10 protein-coding genes are annotated in these 13518 nt (G+C 49.2%); 8 read left to right on the forward strand and 2 right to left on the reverse strand.

Features of this window, described 5'->3' with window-relative positions; genetic code table 11:
- Positions 1 to 129: 129 nt before the first annotated feature.
- The gene (locus tag A1OO_RS00920; RefSeq protein WP_017005204.1) at positions 130 to 1503 is read right to left on the reverse strand and encodes a PhoH family protein; all 1374 of its coding nucleotides are present in this window, start codon (positions 1501 to 1503) and stop codon (positions 130 to 132) included.
- 323 nt (positions 1504 to 1826) lie between these two features.
- Here A1OO_RS00920 and rapA point away from each other — a divergent pair, with 323 nt between their 5' ends.
- From rapA to A1OO_RS00935, 3 genes are all read left to right on the forward strand, one after another.
- Positions 1827 to 4745 carry an RNA polymerase-associated protein RapA gene (rapA, locus tag A1OO_RS00925; RefSeq protein ID WP_016959014.1) on the forward strand — a complete coding sequence of 973 codons (2919 nt, stop codon included), beginning with the start codon at positions 1827 to 1829 and terminating at the stop codon, positions 4743 to 4745.
- 129 nt (positions 4746 to 4874) lie between these two features.
- On the forward strand, positions 4875 to 5597 hold the full coding sequence (gene rluA, locus A1OO_RS00930; RefSeq protein WP_016959015.1) for a bifunctional tRNA pseudouridine(32) synthase/23S rRNA pseudouridine(746) synthase RluA: 723 nt from the start codon (positions 4875 to 4877) through the stop codon (positions 5595 to 5597).
- Between the two features lie 41 nt (positions 5598 to 5638).
- Positions 5639 to 6592 (forward strand): D-2-hydroxyacid dehydrogenase, encoded by a 954-nt coding sequence (locus tag A1OO_RS00935; protein WP_017005207.1) that lies wholly within the window; start codon positions 5639 to 5641, stop codon positions 6590 to 6592.
- A 28-nt stretch (positions 6593 to 6620) separates the two neighbouring features.
- Here A1OO_RS00935 and djlA read toward each other — a convergent pair whose 3' ends face one another.
- Positions 6621 to 7448, reverse strand: a complete 828-nt coding sequence (djlA, locus tag A1OO_RS00940) for a co-chaperone DjlA (protein WP_017005210.1) — start codon at positions 7446 to 7448, stop codon at positions 6621 to 6623.
- Positions 7449 to 7656: 208 nt separating this feature from the next.
- Between djlA and lptD the strand changes: the two genes are divergently transcribed.
- From lptD to apaG, 5 genes are read left to right on the forward strand one after another with little or no spacing between them, the layout of a single operon-like run.
- Positions 7657 to 10008, forward strand: a complete 2352-nt coding sequence (gene lptD, locus A1OO_RS00945; RefSeq protein ID WP_017005212.1) for an LPS assembly protein LptD — start codon at positions 7657 to 7659, stop codon at positions 10006 to 10008.
- A gap of 22 nt (positions 10009 to 10030) precedes the next feature.
- Complete coding sequence (gene surA, locus A1OO_RS00950; RefSeq protein WP_016959019.1) at positions 10031 to 11326, forward strand: peptidylprolyl isomerase SurA; 1296 nt, start codon at positions 10031 to 10033, stop codon at positions 11324 to 11326.
- Positions 11316 to 12308, forward strand: coding sequence for a 4-hydroxythreonine-4-phosphate dehydrogenase PdxA (pdxA, locus tag A1OO_RS00955; protein ID WP_017005214.1), 993 nt, complete (start codon positions 11316 to 11318; stop codon positions 12306 to 12308). The genes surA and pdxA overlap by 11 nt, the downstream gene beginning before the upstream one ends.
- The gene (rsmA, locus tag A1OO_RS00960) at positions 12305 to 13117 is read left to right on the forward strand and encodes a 16S rRNA (adenine(1518)-N(6)/adenine(1519)-N(6))-dimethyltransferase RsmA (RefSeq protein ID WP_016959021.1); all 813 of its coding nucleotides are present in this window, start codon (positions 12305 to 12307) and stop codon (positions 13115 to 13117) included. Before pdxA ends, rsmA begins: the two co-directional genes overlap by 4 nt.
- Positions 13118 to 13141: 24 nt before the next feature.
- On the forward strand, positions 13142 to 13516 hold the full coding sequence (gene apaG / locus A1OO_RS00965) for a Co2+/Mg2+ efflux protein ApaG (protein ID WP_016959022.1): 375 nt from the start codon (positions 13142 to 13144) through the stop codon (positions 13514 to 13516).
- Positions 13517 to 13518: the final 2 nt, after the last annotated feature.

Raw genomic sequence — 13518 nt, forward strand, 5'->3', positions numbered from 1 at the left:
AATAACGCAAAAAATCACGACTACACTGTCGCGAAATTGGTAACCAAAACAACAAAGGCTGCCCTCGGGCAGCCTTTTCGTTATCTCGTTGCTCTATCAACTGTCTAATCGTGATTATCCATCAAGTTGCTATAAGTTCTCTTCAGCAAACTCGGCCAGACGGCTTCGCACCACGCCATTCAAGTAGACGCTCGCACTGCCTTCAAAGTTCTTAAATCGCTCTACGATATAGGTCAACCCTGATGTCACAGGGGTTAGATAAGGACTGTCAATCTGCGCTAGGTTACCTGAGCAGACAATTTTTGTGCCTTCTCCACAGCGGGTGATAATGGTTTTAAGCTGTGATGCGGTGAGGTTTTGGCACTCATCCAGAATCACAAAGGCGTTCTGTATTGAGCGACCGCGCATAAAGTTAACCGATTTAAACTGGATGTTGGCTTTATCCATGATGTAACGCATGGAGCCATCGGTGCACTCATCGTTTTTGTGCAGCGCTTCCAGAGTATCGGTGACCGCACCAAGCCAAGGGAGCATTTTCTCTTCCTCGGTTCCGGGTAGAAAACCAATAGACTCAGCAATTTCTGGCGTATTTCGGGTGACAATAATCTTGTCATACATCCCTTTTTCCACCACCTGCTCAAGCGCAGCGGCCATGGCGAGAATGGTTTTACCACAACCTGCAGGCCCAGTGAGTATCACCAGATCGATGCTCGGGTCGAGCAAGGCATCTACAGCCATGCCTTGATAAATATTTTTCGGGCGAACCCCCCATGCTTCGCGATGCATTAAACGTTCACGACTGATGTCTTTGAGTTGGAGTTCGTTGTCATTCAACCCAACAACTCGCCCAGCAAAGTCATCACTTTCATCAAGGACATATTGGTTCATGTAGGTGTTGTCGACCATTTCACGCGGCACAGTATGCAGCGTGGTTCTGCCTCTATTTTGCGTATCACACTGCCCTACTCGGTCCCAGAAACTGCCTTCGAAAACCTGAAAGCCCTTAGTAAGCAGGCTAACATCGTCGATTAACTGGTCGGTACGGTAATCTTCAACATACAGCACCCCAGCACCTTTGGCGCGAAGTCGCATGTTGATGTCTTTGGTGACCAAGACCACCTTGCGGGGCGTACGTTTGGCTTGCAGAAATAAGACGGCGTTAAGGATCCGGTTGTCACCGGCTTTATCCGCAAAGGCTTGTACTGTTTCCTTGATTTCAAAGTCGACCAAGATTGAAACCGTACCTGTTGCACCTTCATTACCGACCACTATCCCTTCTGAGATTTGATCCGGCGTTGCGTCTTTAAATATACCTTCAAGGGCCCGAATCGCTACCCGTGCATCACGGGACACATCCCGCTTACTGTCTTTGATTCGGTCAAGTTCTTCGAGGACGGTCATAGGAATGACCACATCATGTTCTTGAAATGAATAGATGGCGAATGGTTCATGAAGCAGGATATTAGTATCCAGCACAAAGAATTTGCGTTCGGCATCGCCCATAGACACCTCCTTGGTAACATAGGCAAGTGAGACAACCCACATATTCCCCAATGACGATGACTTCGTTTAGAAAGACACTCGCATCGGGGTATATTCTTAATCGTAAGACAAATTCAAATCCTTACACGTCGATTACTCCACATTTTCACGAATTTGTTGCCTATTTGTTACACACGCCAAATTTCCTACATTGACCGTGACCATGCTCACAACTTCAAGTACCATAAGCAGCCATTTTCTCGGTGCTCATCATGGCCTACACTGTAGTTCTCGAAAAAGCACGCTCCAATTTGTGTCAGCTTTAACCAGAGGTTTCTTCACTTATGCCCTACGCCCTCGGACAACGTTGGATCAGCGATACTGAAAGTGACCTAGGTCTTGGTACTGTGGTTGCTATCGACGCACGTACCGTTACCCTAATGTTCCCCGCCAGCGAAGAAAATCGTTTATACGCCCGCAGCGATGCGCCTATCACCCGTGTAATGTTCAATGTGGGTGACAGCATTGAAAGCCACGAAGGCTGGTTTTTACAAGTCGAACGCGTTGACGAAGAAAAGGGTGTACTGACCTACACAGGACAGCGCTCGGATACCGGTGAAGACGACGTCCAGCTTCGTGAGATTTTACTGAGTCACCACATTCGCTTTAACAAACCACAAGACAAACTGTTCGCTGGTCAAATAGACCGGATGGATCGCTTTGCGCTTCGCTATCGCGCACTGAAAAACCAATATGAACAACATAAAAGTCCAATGCGTGGCCTGTGTGGCATGCGTGCTGGCCTGATCCCGCACCAGTTGTTCATCGCTCACGAAGTGGGTCAGCGCCACGCGCCACGCGTTTTGTTAGCCGATGAAGTCGGCCTGGGTAAAACCATTGAAGCGGGTATGATTATCCACCAGCAAGTGCTGTCTGGTCGCGCATCTCGCGTATTAATCGTGGTACCTGAAACGCTTCAACACCAATGGCTGGTAGAAATGCTTCGCCGTTTCAATCTTCATTTTTCTGTTTTCGATGAAGAACGCTGTGTGGAAGCCTTCGCTGATTCCGATAACCCGTTCGATACCGCGCAACTGGTGCTTTGCTCGCTGGATTTCCTTCGTAAAAGCCGCAAGCGTGCTGAACAGGCAGCGGAAGGCGAATGGGATTTAATGGTCGTGGATGAAGCGCACCACCTTGAGTGGAGTGAAGATAAACCAAGCCGTGAATATCAGGTGGTTGAAGCGATTGCAGAAAACACGCCGGGCGTACTGCTTCTGACCGCAACCCCAGAGCAACTAGGCCATGAAAGCCATTTCGCTCGCTTGCGCCTGCTGGATCCTGATCGCTTCTATGATTACCAAGCGTTTGTTAAAGAAGAACAACAATACGCGCCAGTCGCGGATGCTGTCAGCCAGTTGCTGTCTAACGAAACGCTAAGCAACGAAGCGAAAAACAGCATCACGGAGCTATTGTCCGAACAAGATGTTGAACCGATACTGCGTATTGTCGAAGCCAATGATGTGGATGACATTCAACGTCGTGATGCACGTAACGAGCTGATTGATAATCTGATGGATCGCCACGGGACTGGTCGTGTTTTGTTCCGGAATACCCGAGCTGCTATCCAAGGCTTCCCTCAGCGCCACCTAAACCTTTATCCATTAGCGTTACCATCACAGTATCAAACGTCCATGCGCGTGGCTGGCATCATGAGTAGTGCCAGTCAAAGCCTTGAGCAAAAAGCGATTCAGTGGTTATACCCTGAAGATATCTACCAGCAGTTTGAAGGCGAAAACGCCACCTGGTGGGGCTTTGACCCGCGCATTGATTGGCTGCTGGATTTATTAAAATCTAACCGCCAAGAAAAAGTGCTGGTGATCTGTTCGCGCGCGCAAACTGCGCTGTCATTAGAACAAGCACTGCGTGAGCGCGAAGGTATTCGTGGCACCGTATTCCACGAAGGCATGTCGATTCTTGAGCGTGACAAGGCGGCAGCTTATTTCGCCCAAGATGAAGCTGGCGCGCAGGTGCTTATCTGTTCTGAAATTGGCTCAGAAGGTCGTAACTTCCAGTTTGCAAACCAACTGGTGATGTTCGATTTGCCCATGAACCCAGACTTGCTTGAGCAGCGTATTGGTCGCTTGGATCGTATCGGTCAACAACGCGATATTGAAATCCATGTTCCTTTCATGATCGGCACCTCACAAGCATTGCTGGCGCGCTGGTACAACGAAGGCCTTAATGCCTTTGAAGAGACCTGCCCAACCGGTCGTGCCGTGTTTGAGCACGTTCAAGATGACCTGCTTCAGCTTCTGGCAAAAGGCAGCATTGATGAGTCTCTCGATGCACTGGTCGAAACCAGTGCCGAGATGCATTATCGCTTGAAAGGTGAAATGGAAAAAGGCCGCGACCGTCTGCTGGAAATGCACTCTAACGGTGGTGAGCAAGCCAAAGCGTTGGCAGAAAAAATTGCCTCACTTGATGGCGACACCAATCTAGTGACATTCGCATTGGGTCTATTTGATACGGTTGGCCTGAACCAAGACGACAAAGGCGAAAACGCCATTGTGGTAACGCCATCAGAGCACATGCTGGTATCAAGCTATCCGGGACTACCCGAAGAAGGCTGCACGATAACGTTTGATCGCGAAACGGCACTCTCACGTGAAGACATGCGCTTTATCAGTTGGGAACACCCAATGATCCAAGGCGGCATCGACTTGCTGTTGTCAGAAGAGGTGGGTTCTACGGCGGTTTCGCTACTGAAAAACAAAGCCTTGCCTGTTGGCACTTTGTTTCTTGAACTGCTGTATGTTGCCGACGCGCAAGCGCCGAAAAATTCAGGCATTCATCAGTTCCTTCCGGCTGCACCAATTCGCGTGCTTCTGGACGCCAAAGGCAATGACTTAGCTGCCCAAGTGGAATTTGAAGGCTTCAACCGTCAATTAAGCCCAGTCAACCGCCACCTCGGCAGCAAGCTGGTCTCTTCGGTTCAAACGCAGATCCATGGCTTGATTGAAATGGGAACCCCGATTGCACAAACTCATCTAGTATCGGTAAAAGAAAGTGCCGAAGCTGAGATGACCACTAAGTTGCGCTCGGAATTGGATCGTTTGCAGGCGTTAAAAGCGGTGAACCCGAACATTCGTGACGACGAGTTGGAAAGCTTGGAAACACAAATGGCGGCTCTGCGCACCTACATCAGCCAAGCACAAGTTCGTCTTGATGCGTTACGTGTGATTGTGGTTAGCCACCAGTAACCCGTTACCGGTCAACATTTGCTAAACACCCAATCAAGGCACTGCTTCGGCGGTGCCTTTGTTTTTCACTCTCTTCTTTTTCAAGCCTGTCGTGCTACACTTCCGGCCGTTTAATTTTCGAGCGAACTCATGAGCGACTTTATCTACAACCCACCAAAGGAGCCTTGGCTGGACGTTATTTATCAGGACGATGACATTATCGCCCTGAATAAACCCAGCGGACTCTTGACCAATCCGGGCCGCGATCCGGCGCACTACGACAGCGCTTGGTCACGCATCAAACAAGAGTATCCGAAGGCAGAATTGGTGCATCGCCTTGATATGTCGACCTCTGGCTTAATTGTGTTCGCGATGCACAAAGATGCCGAACGCCACTTGAAAGCGCAATTTCGCGAGCGCGTGACTCACAAGCTTTATTACGCGCGGGTTTGGGGAAGTGTTGAGCTTGATGAAGGTCGCGTGGATTTACCGCTAATTTGTGACTGGCCGAATCGTCCGAAACAAATGGTGTGCTTCGAAACTGGCAAGCCCTCCGTCACGGACTATGAAGTGATCAAGCGCGAGAAGAAAACGACCTTAATGCGCCTGTTGCCCATCACGGGGCGATCTCATCAACTTCGCGTACACATGTTGGCGCTCGAGCACCCGATTGTTGGTGATGAATTCTATGCGTATCCGCAAGCGTATAAGTATTCACCTCGTCTTCAACTGCATGCTGGCGAGTTATGTTTTCTTCACCCTGGCACAGGTGAACCCATGCATTTGTCGGCACCCTGTGATTTCTACGCCAATGCCCCTACTGATACATTGGTCAAACGTGGCATTAAAGCCGATGCAAGTTTATTGAAATAGCGCAGTCAACGTTTTACAGTGGCGGAAAAAGGAAGTCCGCCATGGAAAAGATAGTCTTTCTCGACAGCGCCACCATCCCTGCTCACATTCGCATACCTGCGCCTTCATTTCCCCATCACTGGGAAAGCTTCGAAACCACCTTACCGGAACAAGTGCTTGAGCGTCTCGCAGATGCCACTATTGTCATCGCTAACAAAGTGATGTTAAACGCAGAGACGCTTTCTACGCTGCCATCCCTCAAGCTCATTGCGGTATCAGCGACAGGCTACAACAATGTCGATGTCGACTGGTGCCACGCTAATGGCTTGCCTGTGTGCAATATCCGCGGCTACGCCACTCGCTCCGTGCCCGAGCATGTGATGGCGCTGGCATTTGCACTGCGCCGCAATCTCAATGCTTATCATAGCGACATCGAAAACGGTGTGTGGAAAGAGAAAAACCAATTTTGCTTCTTCACGCACCCCATCGGCGACATTGCTGACGCCACCCTTGGCATTATTGGATCGGGTAACCTTGGAGAGGGCGTCGCGACACTCGCAAAAGCGGTGGGCATGACGGTAATACGTTCAGAGAGAAAAGGCGCTGCGCACACCCGAGAAGGCTACGTGCCATTTGAAACCATGCTCGCGCAAGCCGATGTTGTGACGCTTCACTGCCCACTTAACGAAAACACGACAAATTTGATGAGCACCAGCGAGTTCGCTCAGATGAAGTCGTCAGCAATCTTAATTAACGCGGGTCGTGGCGGCTTAGTTGATGAGCAGGCGCTCGTTGAGGCACTGAAGAAAGGTGTGATTGCGGGTGCGGGTGTCGATGTGTTCACGCAAGAGCCAGCAACCATGTCGAACCCGTTACTGGCTCATGCGGGTATGCCGAATCTTATTCTCACGCCACACGTTGCATGGGGATCAGATTCCAGCATTCAGGCCCTGGCAAACCAATTAACAGAGAACATGGACGCCTTTATCAAAGGCGCCCCTAAGAACCTGGTTTAGATAAGCCACCGGCAAGTTTAGAAAAGGGCTACTTGAAGCCCTTTTCTTTCTTAATTAAATCGTAAGCACCTTGAATTTCTTGTGCTTTTTGCTTGGCGATTTCCATCATTTCCGGAGGTAAGCCTTTCGCGGCTAACTTATCTGGATGGTGCTCGTTCATCAACTTGCGGTGCGCACGCTTAATGGTTTGCCCATCGGCATCCTCGTCAACACCCAAGATTTGATACGCCCCTTTTAGACGCTGACCCGTATCCGGCTGCCATTGCTGATGATGCCCGCCACCACCTTGACCTTGCTGTTGATAGAAATGGAACGCGGCTTCTTGCATAGCAAGGCGCTGTTCAAGCTGCTGGCGTGAAAAACCCAGCATATCAGCAATGGTATACAGTACCTGACGTTCGCTTGGCTGCACGGTGCCATCGGCATACGCGGCTTGGATCTGCACTTCCAAGAAGAATTGCAGCAAGTCAAAACGACCACCGGTGGTTCGCCTCACATCTTGCAGTACCTCTTCAAGCGGGAAGTTGCTTTCTTTGCCTTCACGAAATGCATCTTGAGCATGGCGGCGTGCTTCGCCTTGCAGCCCCATTCGATCCATCAAGACCGACGCTAAACGGATTTCATTTTGCGTGACTTGCCCTTTAGCCTTTGCCACGTGTCCCATCACCGAAAAGGTGGCATGAAAATAGGCCTGCTGACGCACTTGTTGATCCGCACCTCGAAATCCACCACCAAAGGCGGTATTTCGTCTCGCTTTATCGAACTTATACCCTAAAAATAGACCTAACAGTAATCCGAATGGACCACCAAGCAGGTAGCCAAAGAATGCCCCTAGAACTTTTCCCCAAACTGCCATGTTTATTTCTCTTTTTGATTAATCTATTTCGTTTGCAATAACGCATCTTTAACACATACCCAAGCTACCTTCAAAAACATGATTACAGAGGTAGTTTGGGTATATGAGTAATTTGCATTATCATAACCCACATTTTACAGCACAAATTTGCTAGAGTGCCGCGCGACAGTATACCAGCGCTGTATGCCAACAACAGGATTGAGTTTTAATGTCACTGACTGCCAAAAGTTTTTTATCCTCCATGATTTGGCTCGCGCTACATGGTCAGGCTGTGGCGGAGCAGGCAAATATCGACCAAGGCAGCACAAAACCCTTGGTGATCCCCAAAGAAACCTGCCTCGCACCAGAGTATCGCTGTCTCGCCAAAAATGAGAAAGCTGACGACATTAACAATCTTCCGGTCACTATCGTTGCAGACCACGCCGAAGCAAAAGCGAACGAGAAAGCTATCTATCGTGGCGATGTGATCGTCACACAAGGTAACCGAACCGTGAAGTCGGATACCGCGACCCTGCGTCAGCCAGAAAATATCGTGACCGCACAAGGAAACGTGTATTTCCATGATGGTGAAATTTCAGTCAAAGGCAAAACACTGCAGAGTAATCTCGACAACGAAGACACCACGTTAACCGACGCAGAATACAAAATGATGTGTACACCGGGCCGTGGTCAAGCAAAACGGGTGTTTAAGAATGGCACCACGTTTTATGAGCTCGATGACGGCACATACACGACGTGTCCGGATGAAGATAACAGCTGGCGTTTCAGCGCGGGAAAAATTGAAAAAGAAGACGCAGATATTTTCGCGGACCTCTACCATGCCCGATTTGAAGTGCTCGATACGCCTATATTCTACCTTCCGTACCTTCGCGTCCCCGTTGAAGATGGCCGCCTGACGGGCTTTCTCTATCCGTCCGTGAGTTGGAATGACAATGACGGCTTTGAGCTGGAAACGCCATTTTATTGGAATATCCACCCTCAAGCTGACATGTTGATCACACCAAAATATATGTCCAACCGTGGTCTATTTATGACCATGGAGCCGCGTTACCTCACCGAGGCTGGCAGTGGCAGCATGGTGTTTGAATACATGGGGACCGATGAGCTTTACCCCGAGTATGACAAAAGTTGGGGGGCCAACTGGCGCCATTCTGGTATTCAAAATCACTGGAAATATGATATTGATTACAGCAAGGTCAGCGATATTGGCTATTTCGGGCGCCATACTGACTCACGTGTCGGTAGCCGTGAAGACAATACCTTGCTGCAAACGGGTGATGTGTCTTATCGCGATCTCAACTGGGACAGCACGCTCAGTGTACGTAGCTTCCAATCACTGAGTCCGAACACTTCAGTGTATAAATTGCTGCCGCAGTTGGCGATGAATTACTATCGCCCTGAACTCGCGTACGGAATGGATTTTTCACTGCCATCGCAGATCAGCAAGTTTGCTACCGATAACGACACAAAACCCGATGCACTGCGCGTTAACCTAGAACCCACCATCACTCTGCCTTACAACCTGCCATGGCTCAGCGCTTCGGCCGAAGGCAAGGTCTATTACACCTACTACGACCAGTCTAATGTCAAAGGCGTGACGGGCTACAACGGTGAAACATTGGAAGAAAGCGTCTCTCGCGTTGTTCCTATGGCAAAGCTGCATGCAACAATGACTTTAGAGCGTGATGGCTCATTCTGGGACAGTAATTACACCCAGACCTTAGAACCGCAAGTTCAGTACCTGTATATCAAAGACGTCGATCAAAGCGGTATATACAACCCAGTCAACTATGCTGGCGGTGGCTATGATACCGCCCGCCTACAAACCGACTACTACGGCTTATTCCGTGCTAACCAATTCAGCAGCGTCGATTACATTAACCCTGCGAACCAATTTACCCTTGGTGCAGCATCACGCTTTTTTGATGATGCCTACAAGGAACGTTTTAACATCGCATTTGGCCAAATTTACTATTTGGATCGCCAGCGAGATGAATCAGACACGCCAATCAACTACTCAGCATGGGCGGTTGAAAGTGAATTGAACCTGAGTGACAAACTGTTTGTGCGCGGTTCAGTGGAATATGACAGCAACTTGAGCAACCTGCAGTTTGGTAACGCCACACTGGAATACCGCGATGGTAGCTTCTTCGCACAAACCAGTTACCGTTATGTCTCAAAGGACTATATCTCCAGTACCATAGGTGCTGACAACCTAGATCGAATCACCGAAGATGGCATTTCTCAGTTAGGTTTGGTGACGGGCTTTCCCATCACCGACAACGTGAACTTCCAAGGACAGTATTTCCACGATCTAACCCAAGATTTAATGCTGGAAAACCAACTTAGCATCACCTACACCTCGGCTTGCTGGGTGATAGGATTGAACTACAACGAATACCTATTAGCCAGAAGCAACATCAATAACCCTGCAGTCTATGACAACAGTATTTCTTTGTCCTTCAGCTTATTGGGACTTGGCACTAACGCAGGCTTTGGCTACAGCACAGGCAGTGGCAACGCATTGGGATACCGCAGCCCATTTGGCCTGAAGAATTAATAGTGAGATTTTGGAACAGCTAATGAATAAATGGACGAAAGCTTTACTGGCCGCAACAATCTCAGCCAGTTCGTTGTCAGTCTCTGCCTCACCGGCAGAGCTAGATCGCGTGATCACTGTCGTGAATGAAGGCGTGATCTTATCAAGTGATATTGAGGCATTGAAGAAAACGGTAGCGCTTAACGCGAACGCAGAATCACTGCCACCCGCCGATATCTTAGAACGGCAGATCCTTGATCAACTGATCTTAGAAGAATTACAGCTTCAAGAAGCCAACCGCCTAGGTATCCGCATTGATGATACTCGCCTAGAGCAAGCTATCGACGCGATTGCGGACGAAAAGAAAACATCAGTGGCAAAGTTAAGAGAGTCTCTTAAACGCAGTGGCATTTCTTGGTCAGAGTATCGTGACCAAATCCGCCGTGAAATGACCATTAGCGAAGCGCGCAATGCGCAGGTTCGTCGTCGTATCAATATTTTGCCACAGGAAGTGGATTCACTTGCTTCACAACTTAATGCTAAAAATTTAGAAAAAGTCGAATATCGAATCAGCCATATTCAGCTGCGCTTAGACGAGGATGCTGAAAAAGCGGAGAGAGATGCCGTTGCGTCTAATGCTGAAGCACTGACAAAGCAACTGCAGCAAGGCAAAGACTTTGCCAGCTTAGCATTGGCCAATTCCAAAGGACCCAAAGCGCTAGATGGTGGGGATTGGGGCTGGTTACGCCTTGAAGAGATGCCAACGATTTTCGCTGACCAGATCGGCAACAATGGCAAGGGTTCCGTTCTTGGTCCTTTCCGCAGCGGCGTGGGATATCACATTCTGAAAATCACCGACGTGAAAGGGCTCGAATCTATCGCCGTCACGGAAGTGAAAGCACGACACATTCTGATCAAAACTTCGATCGTTCTTAGCGATGAAGGTGCACAGCGCCAACTGCAGCTGATGGTCAAGCAAATCGAGAATGGTGATAAAACCTTTGATGATTTAGCGAAACAATACAGCGCAGACCCTGGTTCAGCGGTAAAAGGTGGCGATCTCGGTTGGCAGACCACTGAAATTTACGTGCCTGAATTTAAAGATAAAGTTGATGCACTCACAAAAGGGGATATCAGCGAGCCGTTTAAAACTGTGCACGGCTGGCACATTGTTGAAGTCCTTGATCGTCGTCAGGCAGATCGTACCGACGCCGCCATGCAAAACCGTGCCTACCGTATGCTGATGAATCGTAAGTTCAACGAAGAAGCTCAGGCTTGGTTGCAAGAGCTTCGCGCGGGCGCTTACGTGGAACAAATTGGTGATGCGGATGAAAGCTAATCCTCAACGTATCGCTATCACACCGGGTGAACCTGCTGGCATTGGCCCAGACTTAGTGCTGTCGCTTGCGCATGACCATTGGGATCACCAACTGGTGATTTGTGGCAACAAAACCATGCTGGCAGAGCGCGCTAACGTACTTGGTATCGATGTGGAATTTGAAGACTACGATGCCTCTCAACCAGCGAAAGCGCACAAGCCTGGCGTGTTAGTGGTGTGTGACGAACCTCTTGATGCAGACGTCATTCCCGGTCAACTAAATGAAGCCAACGGCCGCTACGTACTCAATACGCTAACGCGCGCAGCCGAAGGTAATATGCAAGGCGAATTTGCCGCTGTCGTCACGGGACCCGTTCACAAAGGCGTGATCAATCGTTCTGGCGTGTCTTTTAGTGGCCACACTGAATATTTCCAACATCACGCCAATGTACCGCAAGTGGTCATGATGTTGGCGACTGAAGGGCTGCGCGTGGCACTGGTGACCACTCACATCCCTTTGGCCTATGTATCAAAAGCGATTACGGAAGAGCGTCTGTTTCAAGTCATTGACATTCTAAATGACGATCTCAAAACCAAGTTTGGTATTGCCGAGCCAAAGATTTACGTCTGTGGCCTCAATCCTCATGCAGGTGAAGACGGCTGCCTTGGCCGAGAAGAAATCGAAGTCATTGAGCCAGCGCTCGACAAATTGCGTGAACAAGGCATGAATCTGATTGGACCGTTACCCGCAGACACCCTCTTTCAAGACAAATACCTGAAAGACGCCGATGCCGTGCTAGCGATGTATCACGATCAGGGCTTGCCTGTGTTAAAATTCAAAGGATTTGGAAAGTCGGTCAACATCACCCTTGGCCTACCTTTCATCCGAACTTCTGTAGATCATGGTACCGCATTGGATTTAGCGGGTACCGGTACGGCGGATACTGGAAGCCTGCGGACAGCGCTCTCCCACGCCCTCGAATTAGTAGATAAGAAAGCATGAGCGATAAAGTCCACCTAGGCCACCGTGCCCGTAAGCGTTTTGGTCAAAACTTCTTGAACGACCCGTACATCATTGACGGCATTGTGTCTGCCATTAACCCATTACCAGGCGAAAACTTGGTTGAGATTGGTCCTGGCCTTGGCGCACTGACTGAGCCAGTTGCACGTGAAATCGACAAAATGAGCGTGGTTGAGCTTGACCGCGATCTGGCAGAGCGTCTTCGTAACCATCCTGAGTTGTCAAAAAAACTGACAATTTATCAAGGTGATGCGATGAAGTTCGATTTTGCAGCTTTGTCGTCTCCAGAAAATCCTCTAAGGATTTTCGGTAATTTGCCATACAACGTGTCTACCCCACTGATGTTCCACCTGTTTACCTTTACAGGCGCAGTGAAAGACATGCACTTTATGCTGCAAAAAGAAGTGGTTAACCGTTTAGCGGCTGGCCCAAACAGCAAAGCGTATGGCCGTTTGACCGTCATGGCACAATACTACTGTAAGGTTGTTCCTGTGCTAGAAGTGCCACCAACGGCCTTCACGCCTGCACCTAAAGTCGATTCAGCCGTTGTGCGCCTTATCCCGCACAAAGAATTACCGCACCCAGCGACCAGCTTGAAGTGGCTAGAGCGCGTGTGCCGAGAAGGTTTCAACCAACGTCGTAAGACCGTGCGTAACTGCTTTAAAGCGCTGGTTGAAGTGGAGACACTTGAGCTTCTTGGTATTAACCCTACGTGTCGTCCAGAGAGTTTAACATTGGGACAATTTGTCGCACTGGCGAACTGGCTGGATGCAAACCACCAACAGCAATAAAAATAACAAGGAAGCGCGACAGGGATGGTTAATCACAAATTTATGGTTCGGGTTGTCACTCACTTTGTTGAAGAGCAATCCGACCCAGATAACAAACGTTATGTGTTCTCTTACACCATCACCATTGAAAACAATGGTGATCACGACGCACAACTCCTTCGTAGAAAATGGTTAGTGACCGATGCGAATGGCAAAAAATTAGTGATTGAAGGTGATGGGGTTGTGGGTGAGCAACCGCTCATCGAAGCTGGCGAACAATACACCTACACCAGTGGCACCGTGATCGAAACACCCGTCGGGGCGATGCAAGGTTTTTACTCCATGGTCGATATGGATGACAAAGAGTTTGATATCGAAGTCATGCCATTTCGCCTCGCCTTACCCAATATCCTTCACTAGTT

It is taken from the genome of Enterovibrio norvegicus FF-33 (assembly GCF_000286835.2).
Classification (GTDB): Bacteria; Pseudomonadota; Gammaproteobacteria; order Enterobacterales; family Vibrionaceae; genus Enterovibrio; species Enterovibrio norvegicus_A.

Coding starts and splice junctions, on each gene's coding strand:
- A1OO_RS00920 (WP_017005204.1), bottom strand. CDS start 1,503: ATGGGCGATGCCGAACGCAAATTCTTTGTGCTGGATACTAATATCCTG.
- rapA (WP_016959014.1), top strand. CDS start 1,827: ATGCCCTACGCCCTCGGACAACGTTGGATCAGCGATACTGAAAGTGAC.
- rluA (WP_016959015.1), top strand. CDS start 4,875: ATGAGCGACTTTATCTACAACCCACCAAAGGAGCCTTGGCTGGACGTT.
- A1OO_RS00935 (WP_017005207.1), top strand. CDS start 5,639: ATGGAAAAGATAGTCTTTCTCGACAGCGCCACCATCCCTGCTCACATT.
- djlA (WP_017005210.1), bottom strand. CDS start 7,448: ATGGCAGTTTGGGGAAAAGTTCTAGGGGCATTCTTTGGCTACCTGCTT.
- lptD (WP_017005212.1), top strand. CDS start 7,657: ATGTCACTGACTGCCAAAAGTTTTTTATCCTCCATGATTTGGCTCGCG.
- surA (WP_016959019.1), top strand. CDS start 10,031: ATGAATAAATGGACGAAAGCTTTACTGGCCGCAACAATCTCAGCCAGT.
- pdxA (WP_017005214.1), top strand. CDS start 11,316: ATGAAAGCTAATCCTCAACGTATCGCTATCACACCGGGTGAACCTGCT.
- rsmA (WP_016959021.1), top strand. CDS start 12,305: ATGAGCGATAAAGTCCACCTAGGCCACCGTGCCCGTAAGCGTTTTGGT.
- apaG (WP_016959022.1), top strand. CDS start 13,142: ATGGTTAATCACAAATTTATGGTTCGGGTTGTCACTCACTTTGTTGAA.